Here is a 15,890-nt window from a genome sequence, read left to right on the forward strand (position 1 = left end):
TTGAACGCTGGTCGAGGGCACATCTCAGTCAGCCAGCACACCCAGCTTCAACCACCTGAACGCAGCTTCCTCGGGCGACATCGCCCGCCAGTGCTCATCGCACCAGAGGTCGCCAGCCGCGTCGAGCAGCTCGTCGATCGGGATCGTCGGCCATTGGTTTTGCAGACGCGCGGCGAAGCCACTCTGCCACTCTTGAGCGTCCATGATGTTGCCCCCAGAATACTGTATGAACATCCAGTATTGCACCACATCGGACGCTTGCGGACATGTCGACACGGCCGCTGGGTCTTACCGCTGATGACCCCTAAAAACCCCTACCTCCAGCGCGCTGACCTCTCGAACGGGGTACTCCTAAGGCAGCTGATCAGCTGCTAGCTGACCCTGTGGACCATCGGAAACGTCGGCAGCCCGCGCAATCAGCAAGTGCGATGGCCAGACCGCAGCTCCAGAGTCCTAATCCATGATCAGGAAGACACCGAAGGTTGCAACGCCGATCGCGACGATCAGCTCGGCGAGCCTGCGTCTGCGGGACGAACCTCGCGCGTGACGTGCATCGGTGCGCAGCTGCATTTCATGCTCCTTCGCTGCATCGCACAACGCCTGCTCCGGCCTCTTGCGAACTCTGTTCACGGTGCAGCGGGGGCTGCTCAGAGACGAGCATCGCACCCATCAACGCGATGATCGTCCCAATTGCGCTGCCTGTGGAATACCGAACCACCACACCCAGGATGAAGATGGGCACCCCAAAGCGCGCCAGCGATCCATAGGAAAACTTCAGTCGATTCGGCATGCGAATGCTCTTGCGAAACAGCATTCATCGTGCCGCGGCAACCTTATCGATTTCTTAAGGACGCGCGCTCGCAGGCGCGGCCGGCATTCCGGCTAGCCGCCGCCGCTGTGGTTAGGAGGGCATCTTCTCGGAAAGCCCCACATCATCAGCATCTGCATCGTCTTCGCAATAGCGATGTCGGCCGCAGCAACGCGCGGGTTGTTCGCGTTCGATGGCCGGCCTCTGCGTCGCATCAGCTGCTCGCCTAGACGTATGGCGAGATCGTGCGAAGCATGTCGCGCACCTTGTCGTCCGCAATCAAGAGGAGGGAGACTGTACGAGACGATGCGTCGGTTATTCCGTCTGCGTCTTCATTGGGCCCGCTGGCGCAGGATTGGACCTCAAGGATCGAGGCGTGAAGCAGCGCGATCACGTCAAGCAGTTCGTCGTTGCAGTCGTGGACAAGGCAGCGCGGCATGTCCAACACGTTCCCGTCGGCGTCAACCGCCAACCCTCCGCGAGCGATGGTGAGTTGGTCAGACATTTGCGATCTCCCCAGCGCGTCGCCCGGAACCCACGACGGCGCGCAGTCGCTCAGTGGGGTCTGCGTCGTCGTGCGCCAGCACCGCGAAAACGACACCGTTGAGTTCATCTACTCGTCGTAGCAGGGTAGACAGCACGACATCTGCGGCGTAGTCGCAGGAGGCCTGCTGCTCTCGCATAAGCAGCCCGACAAGCGCGTCGACTTGCACCGAAGCTTCGTATGCAAGCTTCAAGCGTTGATCGTGATCTACAGGCTTTGCGTCGACGCTGTTAGTCTCTTGGGTAGCCATGAAACACCTCTTCAGTAGGTGGGTTGTGGTTAGCGGTCGGTCGGTGTGACAGCACCTTCCGGCCGCGCTTGCCTCAGGACCGCTGAGGCGCCGGATTCAGCTGCGCAGCGCTTTGATGAGCGACAGGCCGGCGAGCACTCCGATAACGGCGCCGAACACCAGCGCGACGTATACGTTCATGAAGCGGTGGAGCACTCCGGACGCCACGAAAAACACCGGGCTTCCGAGGAAGATTGCGGGGGTGAGATCACCTGGCCTCATTGCACTCTCCTGTTTCATATGCTCGATCGATAGCCTTTAGTGGCTAGCACGCGCGGTTTAACTTCTTCACGTTCGACGCCGCGGGCTTGCGCTCCGCCAACTCGTTCAGCCTGGCTTCCCAGGCCTCCAGCGCTCGGCGCTTCTCCTGCATGTAGTCGTGCCGGTCATAGTGACGGTCCTGCACCCCACCGAGCCCGTGCGACTGGATCTGCGCCCGCAGGTCTTTGCTGATGCCCATCGCGGCCATCATGGTTTCGGCGGTGCGGCGGAGGTCGCGCACCTGGATTAGCCTAGGCTCGCGCTTCGTCTTGGCGCCCTTCTGCAGGTTCGCCTGCGTCAGGACGAGCAGTTCCCCACCCTTCCGTGCCACGGTGTCAGGCGTCGTCTGCGCGGACTTGTCGCCGAACAGCCATTCGGCTCGGCGCAGTTCGAGGATCTGCTCGGCCAGCGCCAGCGCATGACCCTGCAGGGGCAGGACGTGCCGGCGGGCTTCCTTGCGCCGCCCCTTCGGGTCCAGCAGCACCACGGTCCCGGCATCGGTGTCGACGCTGTGAACCGTTAGCCGGAGCACCTGCGTGAGCCGCTGCCCACCGAGGAACAGCGCCAGCTCGATCGCCGCCAGCGCATCGTCGAACTGCGCGGCGCGGCGCTCCTGGAGTAGTCGGACGAACTCGCCCAGCTCGGCCTCGGTCAGCACCACATCTCGTGACTTGCTGAAGCTCGACAGCGCGCCGGTCGCGGCGATCGGGTTGGTGTCGACGCCGAACAGCACCAGCTCCGAAGGTGCCTCGGGATTTGTCTCCGCACCGAGGGCCAGGGCATAGGCTGCCCGGAGGTACGCGCGCAGCTTCGCCGCGGTTCTCCCCTTTCCAGCCTCGACCACCGCCCGGATCATCGCTGTCGCCTGCTTCGAAGTCAGGTCGCGCGCCGGGACCGGCTCGAAGTCGCTGCCCTTCACGTAGTTCTTGAACAGGTTTTCGGCATCGGCGGCGGACGACTTGCCGCGCTTGCGCTGGTGATCGACGTACCAGTCGCACAGCTTGCCCAGGGTGTACTCAGCCGCCCTCGCCTTCGCGTCCCGATGAGCCTGCCGCTCTTCCCGCTTGGCCCGCTCCTCGGCATTCATGTCCACGCCGCTGGCGAGCCTGCCGAGGGCGCTCATAGCCTTCTCTCGAGCCTGGGCGGCGGTGATCTGCCCATGGGTGCCGAGCGTGACACGGACGGTCCGCCCGTCGACGCGCTTCTCGGCAAAGTAGACCTTGGTGATTTTGCCCACCCGCAGGCCGAAGCCTGGAGCTTCGTGTCCCGGTACAGCGCCTGGCCCGCCTCGGCGGTGGGCAGCTTGTTCACGACCTCGGCGGTGAGGTGCAGCTTCGGCATGAGGCTGGTTAGTAGACTATTAGTAGGCGGCGGCGATCATGTTCGATCATGCCACCTACGGACTAAACCAGCAACATCAAGAAGCCTCTCCTATGAAACATCGCGATTGATCATGCCTACTAAGGTTCTATCAAGTTCACCGCAGGGGACTGTTAATCCGTAGGTCCCTGGTTCGAGCCCAGGTCGGGGAGCCAAGAAAAGCAAGGCCTCGCACGCAAGTGCGGGGCTTTTTGCTTTGCAGGGCTGGTCAGCGCCGCTTCGGCTGCGCCGCCACTTCCCTGAGGTTCACGGCAATCTCGAAGACGTGGATCGGGTTGCCGTCCGGATCGCGCCCCTTGGGCTCGATCGCGCGCACGTTCTCGATCTCGAATCCGCGTTCGTCGCGCAGCGTGAAGCCGCCCTGTCGGCCTGACTCGAGGGTCAGTGTCCATGTTCTTATCGTCATGGGGTCTCCCCGCTATTCGAACCGTCCCGCTCCATCATAGGAGCGGCCCGAGACTGGGCGCGCAGCCGCCCCGCACATCGGGGAGCGGGCTTCCCCGCACTGCGACTAAGCTCGCTCCCTGGTCCCTGAAGCTGCGCCGCGCTGTGATCCCGGTCCTACGGCACGGCGCCGTCCTGTCCGACAGACGAGGCCGGCACCAGGGGCAAGACTCTGCAGCGGCGTCCGTCATGCGGCGCCGCGTTCCGAATCGCTCGATCCTCCACGGCAGCCGACACCGAGATTCCCTGATGGACCGACTGGCTCTTCCCTTGGGCACCCGCTTCGGCGAGATGGAGATCGTCCGGGTCCTGGCGGTCGGCGGCTTCGGCATCGTCTACCTCGCCCGCGACCATGCGCTGGATCGAGATGTAGCGATCAAGGAGTTCCTGCCCTCTCACCTGGTCTGTCGTGGCGAGGGCTGCGAGGTCACGGTGCGCTCCCTCACTCACGCCACCACGTTCGCGCTCGCGCTGGAGTCCTTCGTCGACGAGGCCAAGCTGCTCGCCAGGTTCTCGCATCCCGCGATGGTCAAGGTCCACAGCAGCTGGAAGGCCAACGGCACGGCCTACATGGCCATGCCCTATCTTCGCGGACCCACACTGTGGGAGCTGCGGCGCTCGATGACGCAAGCGCCCACCGAGATCTGGCTGCGCTCGATCGTCGACCCGCTGCTCGAGGCCTTGCAGCTTCTGCATGCCGAGCGCATCTACCACCGCGACGTCGCGCCCGACAACGTGATCCTGACGGGCGCCGGCCTGCCGGTATTGCTCGACTTCGGCGCCGCGCGCCGACTGATCGGCGATCGCACGCAACTCCTCACCGCCGTGGTCAAGCCGCACTACGCGCCGATCGAGCAGTACGCCGAAGCGACGCGGCTTCGCCAAGGCCCCTGGACCGACCTCTACGCCCTCTCGGCGCTGGTCACCTTTCTGCTGGAAGGCAAGCCGCCGCCCGCGTCGACAGCGCGCTCGATCCACGACGACATGCACCGGCTCGCCGAGCGCCCGTTTCCCGGCCTCTCGCACGGCTTCCTTTCGGCCATCGACTGGGGTCTGTCCGTCCGGCCCGAAGACCGCCCGCAGGACGTGGCGACGTTCCGCCGCGCACTGGAGGGCACCACGGCACCGCGTGCCTTGCACCGCGCGCAGGAACTGGTGGTCACGGCAGAGCCCCCCCGGCCTCTGCGAGCCCCGCCCGCGGCGGTGGCCGGGCTGCCGTCCGTGGCACCCCGAAGCACGCTGCAGCACTCTCGCCCCTGGTTCAGGCCCTCTCTGGCCAGCCTGAGCGTGCTGCTTCCGCTTGCGATGCTGTGGCCCTTGAGTTCGAACGAGAACAGCGAGCGAGTGAGCGCTGCCGCCGGGTCACCGGTCGTGGCCGCGGCAGCACCGACCACGCTGCGCACCGAGCCGCCGCCGGCGACGGTTGACACTCCCACCCCAGCATCGACAGGACCCACGGCCGAGGACTCCCGGCCCGCCGTCTCACCGCCGAAGAACGCTGACGCGAAGCTCACCGAGACAGCCGCGAAACCGCCGCAGAGTCCCAAGCGCAGCAGCCGGTCGCGGGTCGTCGCGGCCGGCCCGACCGAACTCTGTGCCGACCGCAATTTCTTCGTGAGGCCCTTCTGCGTTCACCGGCGGTGCGAGGAGGCTCGCTTCACGAACCGCCTGGAGTGCCGGCAGCTCCGCGAAGCGGCCGAGACCCGACGCTTCTGACCGACCGGCGCCGATGTCGCCGCGTCACCCCGAACACGGGGTTGTCGACGGGAGGCGCGAGCGAGACCATGAAGGCTCTGCAACCTCCCCAGTGCCCGACATGGACACACCTGATCCTCTCAAGCCTTCGTCGCTGCCCGCTCACCGGACACTCGATGCACGCGAGGCGCTCTGGGCCGACCTGGTGCAGGATCTGACGGAGCTTCACGCGCGACTCGAGTACCTGCGGCTGCTGCTGAAGCTCGGGGTCGGTGGCGTTCAGCACTGACCTCCAGGGGACTTGTCCAGGCCCCGCGCCGGACGATCGCTCAGTCAACCGACGAGGAGCGAGACGAGCCCGAACAGCACGGCGGCCGTCGCCATGGTGCAGACGACGCGGCGACGGCGTATCGCGCTCACGATCGTGACCACCGGGTAGCGCCGGTCATAGCCGCGCCGGCCGTAGGGATCGGGCGCATCACGGAAACCCTTGCTTGCCCGCTCCCGAGTGGGCAGGCTGACGCTGGTGTCGAGTTCGTGGATCCAGGCCGCGGTGTCGACGGACGCGGCGCCACCGACCCGCGCCCCGGTGAACCAGGTTCCTGTCTCCGCCTCCGCCAGTGCAGCGGGGACCGTATCGGCAAAGTCCAACTCGGATTGCGACGTCTTCACGCTCCGATTCTGTCGGCCCGGCCGTCGGCGAGAACACCGCACGCCCCCGCAGGTGAAGGATGACGTCACCGCGGGGACGGCCCTGGTTCAGGGGGATAGCGCCGCGTCGCCGCGGCCCCCCGGCGTTCAGAAGCGGTAGCCGACGCCGATGCCGATCAGCATGGGATCGAGCTTGACTTTGCTCACGCGCACACCGGCGCCCGTGCGGACGTCCGATTCGATCCAGGCCTTCTTGATGTCGAAGTTCAGCGACCACGGACCGTCGAGCTTGAAGTCGACGCCGGCCTGCAGCGCGGGACCGACGCTGCTGCTGTCGAGGTAGAGCGGCAACACGCCCGGCACCGAGAGCTTCACGCGAGAGATGTGCGTGTAGTTGATCCCTGCGCCGACGTAGGGACGGATGCCCCCGTCCGGCAGGAAGTGCCATTGCAGCAGCAGCGATGGCGGCAACGCGTAGAACGAGCCGGCATTGAAGGCGCCGATGGCGCTGTCGTTCACCTTCACGTCCAGCTTGGTGTAGGCCAGCACCAGTTCGGCTGCCATGTTCTTGTTGAAAAAGTAGCTGATGTCGAGTTCGGGCACCCAGCGGCTGTCGACCTCGACCGCGTTGGAAGGAACCGCCAGCGACGGAATCGCGTCGGACTTGTTGTCCGGATCGATGAGCAGCGCGCGAGCGCGGATCATCCAGGGGCCTTCTTCGGCATGCAGCGCGGCGCCCGACAGCAGGCAGGTTGCAGCCAGGGCAATGCGCCCCGTCTTCTGGATCGTCTTCACGGTCTTGGTCTCCTTGTTATCCACCGTTGCAGAGGCCACGGATCGGTGGATCTCCCATGGCACGACCCCGTCAGGCGCACGAGGCGTGCCAGAGACCGCCGGTGCCGCAGAGCGCACGCCTCCCGATCCGCAGGCAATGGAATCAAGGGCTTACGGGTCCGGGCCACGGGTGCCACGGCCGGTGACTCAGTGCATCGCCCTACAAGCGCGCTGTACTTCAAAAGGCGCCAAGCGCTCACGCGGCTTGCATCCCCTGCACGCTGAGGCGCATCAACCCTGCCGCAGGGTGGAACTCCGCGCTGCCCTCAGAATCGCACCGCTTCCCGATACAGCCCCGGAGACTCGGCAACGTGCCCCAACCGTTCGGTCCCCTGTTCGTCGCGGCACTCGCCTCGGCCGCCCTCCTCCTCGGCGGCGCGGCGCACGCGGCTGCGGTGCGCACCGACCACGTCACGGCCGAACTGGTGGCCGAGCGCGGTGCGGTGGCAGCCGGTCAGACGCTCAGGATCGGACTGAAGCTCCAGCACATCCCGCATTGGCACACTTACTGGCGCAACCCGGGCGATTCGGGCCTGCCCACGACGCTGAGCTGGACGCTGCCGCCCGGCAGCCGGATGGGCGAGATCGAATGGCCAGCGCCCGAACGCCTGCCGATCGGCCCGCTGGTCAACTACGGCTACGAAGGCGAGGTGCTGCTCCCGCTGCAGTACACGGCACCGCCCGATGCCAGGCCGGGCGACACGCTGAGGCTACAGGCCCAGGCACGCTGGCTGGTGTGCAACGACGTCTGCATCCCCGAACAGGCGACGCTCGATCTGCGGTTGCCGGTGGCCGAGGCAGCGGCCGCCGACAACGCCGCACCCGCCGCGCACGCGGCACTGTTCGCGCAGGCAGCGGCGGCGCAGGCGGGGCCCCTCTCGGCGTGGACCGCGGAGGTTCAGCAGGCCGGACGGGACCTGCTGTTGACGCTCGAACCGGCAGGCGGCGACTTGCCCGCCGATGCACCGGAGGTTCATGTCTTCCCGTATGCGGAACAGTTGTTGGAACCCGCGAGCCATGCGCTCTATCGCGGCCCGCGCGGCTATGCCTTGAAGCTGAAGCTGCTGGAGGGCGCAACGGTGCCGGCCCGACTCGACGGCATCGCCGTTGCGCAGGCCGACCCCGGTGCCTCGGGGACCGCCGTCTGGGGCGGCCCGCAACGCTCGGTCGAGTTCAGCGCACCGTTGCGTCCCGTCGCGACGATCACCGTCCCCGCCGGCGCGCGCGCCGCGGCCGAGGATCGGGGCCCCGCCTCGCTGCGCGGCAGCGCCCCTGTGGGCCTGCTGGCGGCATTGGGCCTGGCCTTCCTGGGCGGCATGCTGCTGAACCTGATGCCCTGCGTGTTCCCGGTGCTGTCGATCAAGCTGCTCGGCCTCGCGCGGCAGGAGGGTGACGCCCGCCGCCTGCGAATGCACGCGCTGGCGTACGGCGTGGGCGTGGTGTGCAGCTTCGTCGCGCTCGCTGCAGCGCTGCTCGCGCTGCGTGCGGCCGGCAGCGCCGTGGGCTGGGGCTTCCAGCTGCAGGAGCCCGGCGTGGTGTTCGCGCTGGCGCTGCTGTTCTTCGTGCTCGGGCTCAACCTGGCCGGCCAGTTCGAATTCGGCCTTCTGATGCCGCAAGGGCTGGCGCAATGGCGCGCACAGCGACCAGCGGTGGACGCCTTCGGATCCGGCGTGCTCGCGGTCGTGGCGGCGAGCCCGTGCACGGCGCCGTTCATGGGCGCGGCCCTCGGCTACGCCATCGCGCAACCGCCGGCCCAGGCATTGGGCGTGTTCGCGGCGCTCGGACTCGGCATGGCCTGGCCCTATGTGCTGCTGGTGCTGCGGCCGGGCTGGCGCGCGCGGTTGCCGCGGCCCGGGCCCTGGATGCTGAGGCTCAAGCAAGGCCTGGCGTTCCCGATGTTCGCCACCGTCGTGTGGCTGCTGTGGGTGCTGGGCCAGCAAGCCGGCATCGACGGCAGCACGCGCGCGCTGGTGGCGCTGGTCGGCCTGGCTTTCGGGCTGTGGCTGGCGAGTGTGTGGCGCGGCGTGGCGGCGCGCGCGGGAGTGACCGTGCTGCTGGTCGCCGTGCTGGCCTGGGGGTGGCCGGTATCCGAGCGGGCGGCCTCACCGCAGGCCGGTAACGGCACGGCGTCGACCGCCGGCTCGCCCCACGCGGCCTGGCAAGCCTATGACGAGGCCGCCATCGACGCGCATCTGGCGCAGGGCCGGGCCGTCTTCGTCGACTTCACCGCCGCCTGGTGCGTGAGCTGCCAGGTCAACAAGCGGCTCGTGCTGCACACCGATGAAACCCTGCAGGCCTTCACCCGCTCCAACGTGGCGCTGATGCGCGCCGACTGGACCCACCGCGACGAGCGCATCACCGCCGCGCTCGGCCGGCTCGGTCGCAACGGCGTGCCCGTCTATGTGCTGATGCGCCCCGGCCGCGAGCCGCTGCTGCTGCCGGAAATCCTCACCGGAGGTCTCGTGCGCGAGGCCTTGTCGACCCTGTAGTTCCGAAGGAGATGACGATGCGAGCCTTGTCGAACAACCGCCGACGTTTCACGCTCTCAGCCGCGGCGGTCATCGCACTGCCGACCGCCCTGACGGCGCTGCCCGGTGCCGCGCTGGCCGTGAGCATCGGCGAGGCGGCTCCGGACTTCGAGCTGAAGGACACCCATGGCAAGACCGTGAAGCTCGCCGACTTCAAGGGCCGGCACGTGGTGCTCGAGTGGACCAATCCGGGCTGTCCCTTCGTGCAGAAGCACTACAGCTCGCAGAACATGCAGAGCCTGCAGAAGGAGTTCGTCGGTCGCAACGTGGCGTGGCTGAGCATCAGCTCCACCGCCCGGGGCGCCACCGACTACCTCGAGCCCGGGGCGCTGCAGGCCAAGTACCAGGGCTGGGGCGCGGCACCCACGGCGCTGCTGATGGACGATGCGGGCAGCGTCGGCAAGGCCTACGGCGCCAAGACCACGCCGCACATGTACGTCATCGACCGGGCGGCAAGCTCATCTATGCGGGCGGTATCGACGACAAGCGCTCCGCCGACCCGGCCGACGTGAAGGGCGCACGGAACTTCGTCAAGGCCGCCCTGACCGAGTCGCTGGCCGGCAAGGCGGTGAGCACCGGCACCGCGACGCCCTACGGCTGCAGCGTCAAGTACGCCAGCTGATCGCACGCCGCGGCTGCATGGCGCGGTCGCTCGCTGCCGTAGCCGCGCAGGCGGGGCACTGACCGACTTCGCGACGAGCCTCGCTCCGACATCGCTGGCGCCGCGGGCCGCCTACCGTGAGGTCCTTCGACACTCCCGGAGCATCCCATGACCCTCGGTACCCTCCTGCTGATCGTCCTGATCCTCATCCTGATCGGCGCGATCCCGAACTGGCCCCACAGCCGGAACTGGGGTTATGGCCCCAGCGGTGGCGTCGGGTTGGTGCTGCTGATCGTCATCGTGCTGCTGCTGATGGGCCGGATATGACGCGGCCATGAACCGCGCCGCACGCCTCACAGCGTGAAGGGCCGTTGCCGCAGGAAGGTCGCGGCCGGTCCCAGCACGAACAGATTGGGTGTCTGGCTCGCCGGCATGCCGGCCTTGATCCTCGCGTGGAAGCCGGCATAGTTGCCCTCGAACTTGCCCTGGTTCCAGACGCGCAGCAGCTGCTCGGTGAACGCGCCGTTGTGCTCGCCGTCGAGCGAGCTCTGGTTGTCCTGGCAACCCGACACCAGGATGACCGCGGCCTTCAGCCGGGCGGCCAGTGCCGTGAGTCGCGGACTGACCGCCAGTTGCGCCAGCGCAGCATCGGGCTCCACCGGCCGACCGCCGCTGGCGCGAGCCACGTCGCGCTGCAGTTTGTCGTAGAACGCCTGGTGGTCGCGGTAGGTCCGCCGCGCGATCGCCGGCGGCATCATGCGCGAGCGCGGCATCGGCACGCCACCGGGCGCGGGCGATGTCGCACGGGTCACGGTGCCGCTGTGGCAACTGTCGGAAAGCACCAGCACGCGCACACCCTTCGCGAAGCGACCCAACTCGGCATAGAGCTCGTCGTCGATCAGCTGCCCGTCGTACAGGCACCAGGTCTCGTCGAGCTTGTCGCTTTCCTCACCGGTCACATCGTCCACCTGGCCGCCGTGACCGGAGTAGGTCAGGAAAAACAGGTCGCCGCTCTTCAGCGCCTTCGCCGCGGCTCGGATGCGGGCGAGCAACGCTGCGCGGGTGGCCTTCCTCGTCAGCAGCACCGTCGGCTTGAGGCCCTGAGCGCGTGCCAGCGCCGCCATGTCCTCGGCGTCGAACTCGCAGGCGCTGAGCTCGCCGGTCCAGCCGCCGTAGTGCGTGCCACTGACCAGATTGAGACCGGCGTGCAGCGACAGTCCCTTGCGCTTGATCGTCTTCGTGGCCATGAACGCCCTCTCGCTCCGACAGGAAGGACCGCATCGTAGGCAGTGAGGTGACTCGGCAGCACACCTAGCTTGACGGCGGCGCGTCAGAATCCCGGGGAACCGACTTGCCTTGCCGCCCCCCGTGGACACGAACCCCAGTCAATTGATCCAGACCGTGCTGCTGTGCGGACTGGCCCTCGGCATCGCCTTCGGCGCCCTCGCTCAGGCCACGCGCTTCTGCACCATGGGTGCGATCGCCGACGTGGTGAACTTCGGTGACGCGACCCGGCTGCGCACCTGGGTCTGGGCCGCGCTGGTGGCGCTGGTCGGCACGCAGGCGCTGATCGGGCTGGGCGGCGTGGACCTGAGCGCGTCCATCTACACCGGTCGGCGCCTGAGCTGGCTGGCGCAGGGCCTGGGCGGGCTGGCCTTCGGCTTCGGCATGGTGCTGGCGTCGGGCTGCGCCTCGCGCGCCTGGTGCGCGCCGGTGGCGGCAGCCTGAAGGCCTGGTGGTTCTACTGGTCGTCGGCTTCGCGGCGCAGATGACGCTGCGCGGCGCGTTCGCGCTGCCGCGCGTCGAATGGCTGGACCCGGTCGGGCCGCTGCTGGCCGGCCCGCAGGATCTGCCTCGTGGCTGTCTCGCGTTGTCGACCTGCCGCTGCCGTGGCTGCGCGCCACGCTGTGCGTGCTGCTGGCGGTGCCGCTGCTGCTCTGGCTGCGGCGGAGCCGCGACTTCCTGCAACCGGGACCGCTGCTCGGCGGTCTGGCCATCGGCGGGCTGATCGTCGCGGCATGGTTCGTCACGGGCTCGCTCGGTCACCTGAGCGAGCACCCCGAAACCCTGGAGCCGGCCTGGCTCGCCACCCACTCGCGCCGCCCGGAAGCGCTGAGCTTCGTCGCGCCCACGGCCTACACGCTGGATCTGCTGACGCTGTGGTCCGACCGCGGCACGGTGCTGAGCTTCGGCATCACGACCGTGCTGGGCACCCTGCTCGGCGCCGCCGCCACCGCCCTGCTGCGAAGGGAGTTCCGCTGGGAGGGTTTTCGCGACGTGCGCGACACCGCCCAGCATCTGGTCGGTGCGGTGCTGATGGGCGTGGGCGGCGTCACGGCGCTGGGCTGCTCGATCGGCCAGGGACTCAGCGGGCTGTCGCTGCTGTCGGCCGGCTCGTTCATCGCGGTGGCCGGCATCGTCGCCGGTGCCGTGGCGGCGCTGCGCTACCAGGCCTGGGTCATTGAGCGCGAGGCCTGAGCTCAGGCGCGCAGCGGCTCCTGCCACCACGTGGCATGCCAATGCCGCAGCAGTGCGAGGTCGATGCGCGCGGCGCGTGCGCCCTTTAGGTGCGGCGACGGCGCCGCCGGGTGGTCCAGGTCGTCGCAGACAGCAAGCGCGCCCTCGAAGGCGTGGCTCGCGAAATTCAGGCTGCGCGTCACCAGCGTCGCGATGCCGGCGGCGCGGGCCGCGGCCAGTCCGTTCGGCGAATCCTCGATCGCGAGCGTCTCGTCGGCGTCGAGTTGCAGCGCATCCAGGCATCGCAGGTAGACCTGCGGGTCGGGCTTCTTCACCGGCGCGTCCTCGCCGCAGACGATGGCCGCGAAGCGTGTGGGCCAGTTCGTGCCGAGCTGCGCGCCCAGCAAGGCCTCCAGGTTCACGCGCGACGTGGTGGTGGCAATGGCCAGCTGCACCCCGCTCGCCGTGGCCTCGTTCATCAGCCGCAGCACGCCGGGGCGCAGCGCGATCGCGCCGCGCTCCACGAGCTGGCCGTAGCGGCGGTTCTTCTCGGCATGCAGTGCCGCGGCCAGACGGTCGCGCTCGGCCGCGCCGGCAGGAGCGTCGGCCTGCGTGGTCATGTCGTGCAGCAGGCGCTCGCGTCCCCCGGTCACGCGCAGCAGCTCGGTGTAGCGCTCGACGCTCCATCGCCACGGCAGGCCGAGCGCCTCGAAGGCTTCGTTGAACGCGACGAGATGACCGTCGCGTTCGGTCTCGGCCATGGTGCCATCCACATCCCACAGCAAGGCGGCCAGCATCAGCGTCTCCCGTTCGTGAATCGTTGCGTCACATCATGCCGGCAGCGGCCCCAGCACGGCGTCCACCTCGTCGGCGATCGCCGGCAGGTTGGGAAACAGCCGGTCCGGGTTGGAATCCTCGATCGGCACCCCCGCGTTGTAGCCGTGCGGCACCGCCCAGGCCCGCACGCCGGCGTTGCGTGCGCTCTCGACGTCGATCGACGAGTCGCCCACATGGGCCGCCTCGTCGGCGCTGACGCCGTGGTGGCGCAGCACATGGGCCAGGACGCCGTTGTGCGGCTTCTTGACCGGCAGCGTGTCGCCGCCGATCAGCATGCTGAAGTAGCCGTCGAGCCGCGTCACCGCCAGCACGCGCTCGGCATGACGCTGCTCCTTGTTGGTCACGCACACCAGCCGCACGCCCTGGTCGCGCAGGCGTTCGAGCGTCGCGACACAGCCCGGGTACGGTTTGCCGAAGCAGCCTGCCGTCTCGGCGTAGTGGTGCTCGAAGCGCTCCAGCACCGCCTCGGCCTGCACCCGCTCCGACAGCGCCGGCTGCTCCAGCATCACGCGCGCCAGCAGCTTGAGCATCAGCTCGCGCGTGCCGCGGCCGATCAGGTTGGTGATCTCGGCCTGCGGCCGGCGCTCGATGCCGACATCGTCGAAGGCGCGGTGCACGGCCTCGGCGATCTCGGCGGCGGTGTCGACCAGGGTGCCGTCGAGGTCGAAGCTCACGAGACGGATCGTCATGTTGTTCCTTGGTTCAGGGGTCGACGCAGCGGGCTCACTGCAACTGGGCTCGGCGGATCTCCATCAGCCGCAGGATCATCGGCGTCAGGATCAGCTGCATCGCCAGGTCCATCTTGCCGCCCGGCACGACGATGGTGTTCGCACGGCTCATGAACGAGTTGTCGATCATCGACAGCAGGTAGGGAAAGTCGATGCCGCGCGGGTTCTTGAAGCGGATCACCGTGAGGCTCTCGCCGGCCGTCGGGATGTCGCGCGCGATGAAGGGGTTGGAGGTGTCGACCACCGGCACGCGCTGGAAGTTGATGTCGGTCTCGCCGAACTGCGGCACGATGTAGTGCACGTAGTCGTGCATGCGCCGCAGGATCACGTCGGACACCGCCTCCTTGGAATAGCCGCGGTCCCTGGTGTCGCGGTGGATCTTCTGGATCCACTCGAGGTTGATGATCGGCACGACACCGATCTTCAGGTCGGCGTGCCGCACCATGTCGATGCTCTCGGTCTTCACGCAACCGTGCAGGCCCTCGTAGAACAGCAGGTCGGTATCGGCCGGCGTCTCCACCCAGGGCGTGAAGGTCCCGGGCTCCTGCTGGTAGGGCTCGGCTTCCTCGGGGCTGTGCAGGTAGTAGCGCGAACGGCAGCGCCCGCCCTGCCCGTAGGCGCGGAACTGCTGCTCCAGCAGCGCCCACTCGTTGGTGTCGGGCCCGAAGTGGCTGACGGCACGGCCCTCCAGATCGCCCTGGGCGATGCGCTCCTTCATCTCCTGCCGCGAGAAGCGATGGAATGCATCGCCCTCGATGACCGCCGGACGGATGCCCTCACGCCGGAAGATGTTCTCGAACACGCGCTTGACGGTGGTCGTCCCGGCCCCACTGGACCCGGTGACCGCGATGACGGGATGCTTGCGGCTCATGCGTCGGCCTAGGCTTGCGGCTGGATGAACAGCGAGCGTGTCTTGAACAGCTGCCAGGACACATTGGCGCTCGGGTCCTCATGGTAGGTCACGATGCGCTCGACCTCGTCGCGCGATCCCAGGATCACCGGCACCTTGTGGTGCAGCGCGTCGGGCACCAGCTCCAGCAGCGGGCCGGTGCCGGTGGTCGCCGCCGCACCGGCCTGCTCCATCAGCCAGGCCATCGGCGCGGCCTCGTACAGCAGCCGCAGGCGCCCGGGCCTGAAGGGCTCCCTGCTGTCGCGCGGGTACAGGAAGACGCCGCCGCGCGTGAGGATGCGGTGCACCTCGGCCACCAGGCTGGCCACCCAGCGCATGTTGAAGTCGCGGCCGCGTGGCCCGCTCTGGCCCGCCAGGCACTCGGCCACGTAGCGCTGCACCGGCTTCTCCCAGAAGCGCTGGTTCGAGGCGTTGATCGCGAACTCGGTGGTCGACACCGGCACTTCCACGTCCGCCCGCGTCAGCACCCAGCGAGCGGCGTCGCCGGGCGCGTCCGGGTCGAGGGTGAACATGTGCACGCCCTGGCCCAGGCTCAGCACCAGCACCGTCGAGGGGCCGTAGATCGCGTAGCCGGCCGCCACCTGGCGCCGGCCCGGCTGCATGAAGGCGGCCGCGCTGGCCGGCGTGCCGCGGAACAGGTGGGGCAGCACCGAGAAGATGCTGCCGATCGCCACGTTGGTCTCGACGTTCGACGAGCCGTCGAGCGGATCGAACACCACCAGGTAGGCGCCGCCGCTGCCGTGCTCGGGCGACACCGTCACATCGGCGTGCTCCTCGCTGACCCAGCCGGCCACATGGGTGCAGGCCGACAGCGCCTGCGACACGCAGGCATCGGCCAGCACGTCGAGCCGCTGCTGCGGCTCGCCCTGCGAGTTGAGCGAGCCGGCGCCGCCGAGCTGCCCCGCCAGCGGCGCGCGCGCGGC

20 protein-coding genes and 1 pseudogene are annotated in these 15,890 nt (G+C 68.3%); 7 read left to right on the forward strand and 14 right to left on the reverse strand.

Annotated features, from left to right (window positions below; genetic code table 11):
* Nucleotides 1-24 precede the first annotated feature (24 nt).
* The 7 genes and pseudogenes from x551_RS10880 to x551_RS25200 form a co-directional block, all read right to left on the reverse strand.
* On the reverse strand, nt 25-204 hold the full coding sequence (locus x551_RS10880) for a hypothetical protein (protein ID WP_036231792.1): 180 nt from the start codon (nt 202-204) through the stop codon (nt 25-27).
* Nucleotides 205-571: 367 nt separating this feature from the next.
* A complete protein-coding gene (locus tag x551_RS25190) occupies nt 572-814 on the reverse strand; it encodes a hypothetical protein (RefSeq protein ID WP_152543484.1) in 243 nt (80 codons plus the stop codon).
* 220 nt (nt 815-1,034) lie between these two features.
* Complete coding sequence (locus x551_RS10885; protein ID WP_036231768.1) at nt 1,035-1,313, reverse strand: hypothetical protein; 279 nt, start codon at nt 1,311-1,313, stop codon at nt 1,035-1,037.
* Nucleotides 1,306-1,602 carry a hypothetical protein gene (locus x551_RS25195; protein ID WP_152543485.1) on the reverse strand — a complete coding sequence of 99 codons (297 nt, stop codon included), beginning with the start codon at nt 1,600-1,602 and terminating at the stop codon, nt 1,306-1,308. The genes x551_RS10885 and x551_RS25195 overlap by 8 nt, the downstream gene beginning before the upstream one ends.
* Before the next feature lie 96 nt (nt 1,603-1,698).
* Nucleotides 1,699-1,881 (reverse strand): hypothetical protein, encoded by a 183-nt coding sequence (locus tag x551_RS10890; RefSeq protein WP_036231767.1) that lies wholly within the window; start codon nt 1,879-1,881, stop codon nt 1,699-1,701.
* A gap of 25 nt (nt 1,882-1,906) precedes the next feature.
* Nucleotides 1,907-3,151: pseudogene (locus tag x551_RS10895) on the reverse strand (integrase family protein); the annotation flags it as partial.
* A 339-nt stretch (nt 3,152-3,490) separates the two neighbouring features.
* On the reverse strand, nt 3,491-3,688 hold the full coding sequence (locus tag x551_RS25200) for a hypothetical protein (protein WP_011829093.1): 198 nt from the start codon (nt 3,686-3,688) through the stop codon (nt 3,491-3,493).
* Nucleotides 3,689-3,975: 287 nt separating this feature from the next.
* Here x551_RS25200 and x551_RS23445 point away from each other — a divergent pair, with 287 nt between their 5' ends.
* Entirely contained in the window at nt 3,976-5,442 is a 1,467-nt protein-coding gene (locus x551_RS23445; protein ID WP_051495677.1) for a serine/threonine-protein kinase, read from the forward strand.
* Nucleotides 5,443-5,542: 100 nt separating this feature from the next.
* The gene (locus tag x551_RS26195; protein WP_162833819.1) at nt 5,543-5,710 is read left to right on the forward strand and encodes a hypothetical protein; all 168 of its coding nucleotides are present in this window, start codon (nt 5,543-5,545) and stop codon (nt 5,708-5,710) included.
* A 44-nt stretch (nt 5,711-5,754) separates the two neighbouring features.
* Here x551_RS26195 and x551_RS10910 read toward each other — a convergent pair whose 3' ends face one another.
* Both x551_RS10910 and x551_RS10915 read right to left on the reverse strand, forming a co-directional pair.
* Nucleotides 5,755-6,093, reverse strand: coding sequence for a hypothetical protein (locus x551_RS10910; protein ID WP_036231765.1), 339 nt, complete (start codon nt 6,091-6,093; stop codon nt 5,755-5,757).
* Between the two features lie 126 nt (nt 6,094-6,219).
* Nucleotides 6,220-6,906: an OmpW family outer membrane protein gene (locus tag x551_RS10915; protein ID WP_152543486.1), complete on the reverse strand. Its 687-nt coding sequence runs from the start codon at nt 6,904-6,906 to the stop codon at nt 6,220-6,222.
* Between the two features lie 311 nt (nt 6,907-7,217).
* Between x551_RS10915 and x551_RS10920 the strand changes: the two genes are divergently transcribed.
* From x551_RS10920 to x551_RS24315, 3 genes are all read left to right on the forward strand, one after another.
* The gene (locus x551_RS10920) at nt 7,218-9,395 is read left to right on the forward strand and encodes a thioredoxin family protein (protein WP_051495676.1); all 2,178 of its coding nucleotides are present in this window, start codon (nt 7,218-7,220) and stop codon (nt 9,393-9,395) included.
* Between the two features lie 17 nt (nt 9,396-9,412).
* On the forward strand, nt 9,413-9,946 hold the full coding sequence (locus tag x551_RS10925; protein ID WP_343252133.1) for a redoxin domain-containing protein: 534 nt from the start codon (nt 9,413-9,415) through the stop codon (nt 9,944-9,946).
* A 257-nt stretch (nt 9,947-10,203) separates the two neighbouring features.
* Entirely contained in the window at nt 10,204-10,362 is a 159-nt protein-coding gene (locus x551_RS24315) for a DUF3309 family protein (RefSeq protein ID WP_011829086.1), read from the forward strand.
* Nucleotides 10,363-10,388: 26 nt separating this feature from the next.
* Here the strand turns inward: x551_RS24315 and x551_RS10935 are convergent, their stop codons facing one another.
* Complete coding sequence (locus x551_RS10935; protein WP_011829085.1) at nt 10,389-11,282, reverse strand: caspase family protein; 894 nt, start codon at nt 11,280-11,282, stop codon at nt 10,389-10,391.
* A gap of 121 nt (nt 11,283-11,403) precedes the next feature.
* Between x551_RS10935 and x551_RS27235 the strand changes: the two genes are divergently transcribed.
* The gene (locus x551_RS27235; protein WP_231497608.1) at nt 11,404-11,763 is read left to right on the forward strand and encodes a YeeE/YedE thiosulfate transporter family protein; all 360 of its coding nucleotides are present in this window, start codon (nt 11,404-11,406) and stop codon (nt 11,761-11,763) included.
* 78 nt (nt 11,764-11,841) lie between these two features.
* The gene (locus tag x551_RS27240; protein WP_231497607.1) at nt 11,842-12,513 is read left to right on the forward strand and encodes a YeeE/YedE thiosulfate transporter family protein; all 672 of its coding nucleotides are present in this window, start codon (nt 11,842-11,844) and stop codon (nt 12,511-12,513) included.
* Nucleotides 12,514-12,515: 2 nt separating this feature from the next.
* On the opposite strand, the gene x551_RS10945 is transcribed toward x551_RS27240, so the two are convergent.
* The 4 genes from x551_RS10945 to x551_RS10960 all read right to left on the reverse strand — a co-directional run.
* The gene (locus tag x551_RS10945) at nt 12,516-13,289 is read right to left on the reverse strand and encodes an HAD-IA family hydrolase (RefSeq protein ID WP_011829083.1); all 774 of its coding nucleotides are present in this window, start codon (nt 13,287-13,289) and stop codon (nt 12,516-12,518) included.
* A 33-nt stretch (nt 13,290-13,322) separates the two neighbouring features.
* Complete coding sequence (locus x551_RS10950; protein ID WP_036231761.1) at nt 13,323-14,018, reverse strand: HAD-IA family hydrolase; 696 nt, start codon at nt 14,016-14,018, stop codon at nt 13,323-13,325.
* 34 nt (nt 14,019-14,052) lie between these two features.
* Nucleotides 14,053-14,928 carry a phosphoribulokinase gene (locus x551_RS10955; protein ID WP_011829081.1) on the reverse strand — a complete coding sequence of 292 codons (876 nt, stop codon included), beginning with the start codon at nt 14,926-14,928 and terminating at the stop codon, nt 14,053-14,055.
* A gap of 8 nt (nt 14,929-14,936) precedes the next feature.
* On the reverse strand, nt 14,937-15,890 hold a 954-nt coding region (locus x551_RS10960), incomplete at its 5' end, for a class 1 fructose-bisphosphatase (RefSeq protein ID WP_036248507.1).

It is taken from the genome of Methylibium sp. T29 (assembly GCF_000576205.1).
GTDB lineage: Bacteria > Pseudomonadota > Gammaproteobacteria > Burkholderiales > Burkholderiaceae_C > Methylibium > Methylibium petroleiphilum.

What these genes read in the sequence shown, in the direction of transcription:
- x551_RS10885 (WP_036231768.1), bottom strand. Translation starts at nt 1,313, where the DNA reads ATGTCTGACCAACTCACCATCGCTCGCGGAGGGTTGGCGGTTGACGCC.
- x551_RS26195 (WP_162833819.1), top strand. Translation starts at nt 5,543, where the DNA reads ATGGACACACCTGATCCTCTCAAGCCTTCGTCGCTGCCCGCTCACCGG.
- x551_RS10925 (WP_343252133.1), top strand. Translation starts at nt 9,413, where the DNA reads ATGCGAGCCTTGTCGAACAACCGCCGACGTTTCACGCTCTCAGCCGCG.
- x551_RS25195 (WP_152543485.1), bottom strand. Translation starts at nt 1,602, where the DNA reads ATGGCTACCCAAGAGACTAACAGCGTCGACGCAAAGCCTGTAGATCAC.
- x551_RS10935 (WP_011829085.1), bottom strand. Translation starts at nt 11,282, where the DNA reads ATGGCCACGAAGACGATCAAGCGCAAGGGACTGTCGCTGCACGCCGGT.
- x551_RS10880 (WP_036231792.1), bottom strand. Translation starts at nt 204, where the DNA reads ATGGACGCTCAAGAGTGGCAGAGTGGCTTCGCCGCGCGTCTGCAAAAC.
- x551_RS27240 (WP_231497607.1), top strand. Translation starts at nt 11,842, where the DNA reads ATGGCTGGACCCGGTCGGGCCGCTGCTGGCCGGCCCGCAGGATCTGCC.
- x551_RS23445 (WP_051495677.1), top strand. Translation starts at nt 3,976, where the DNA reads ATGGACCGACTGGCTCTTCCCTTGGGCACCCGCTTCGGCGAGATGGAG.
- x551_RS10945 (WP_011829083.1), bottom strand. Translation starts at nt 13,289, where the DNA reads ATGCTGGCCGCCTTGCTGTGGGATGTGGATGGCACCATGGCCGAGACC.
- x551_RS25190 (WP_152543484.1), bottom strand. Translation starts at nt 814, where the DNA reads ATGCTGTTTCGCAAGAGCATTCGCATGCCGAATCGACTGAAGTTTTCC.
- x551_RS10890 (WP_036231767.1), bottom strand. Translation starts at nt 1,881, where the DNA reads ATGAAACAGGAGAGTGCAATGAGGCCAGGTGATCTCACCCCCGCAATC.
- x551_RS10950 (WP_036231761.1), bottom strand. Translation starts at nt 14,018, where the DNA reads ATGACGATCCGTCTCGTGAGCTTCGACCTCGACGGCACCCTGGTCGAC.
- x551_RS10955 (WP_011829081.1), bottom strand. Translation starts at nt 14,928, where the DNA reads ATGAGCCGCAAGCATCCCGTCATCGCGGTCACCGGGTCCAGTGGGGCC.
- x551_RS25200 (WP_011829093.1), bottom strand. Translation starts at nt 3,688, where the DNA reads ATGACGATAAGAACATGGACACTGACCCTCGAGTCAGGCCGACAGGGC.
- x551_RS24315 (WP_011829086.1), top strand. Translation starts at nt 10,204, where the DNA reads ATGACCCTCGGTACCCTCCTGCTGATCGTCCTGATCCTCATCCTGATC.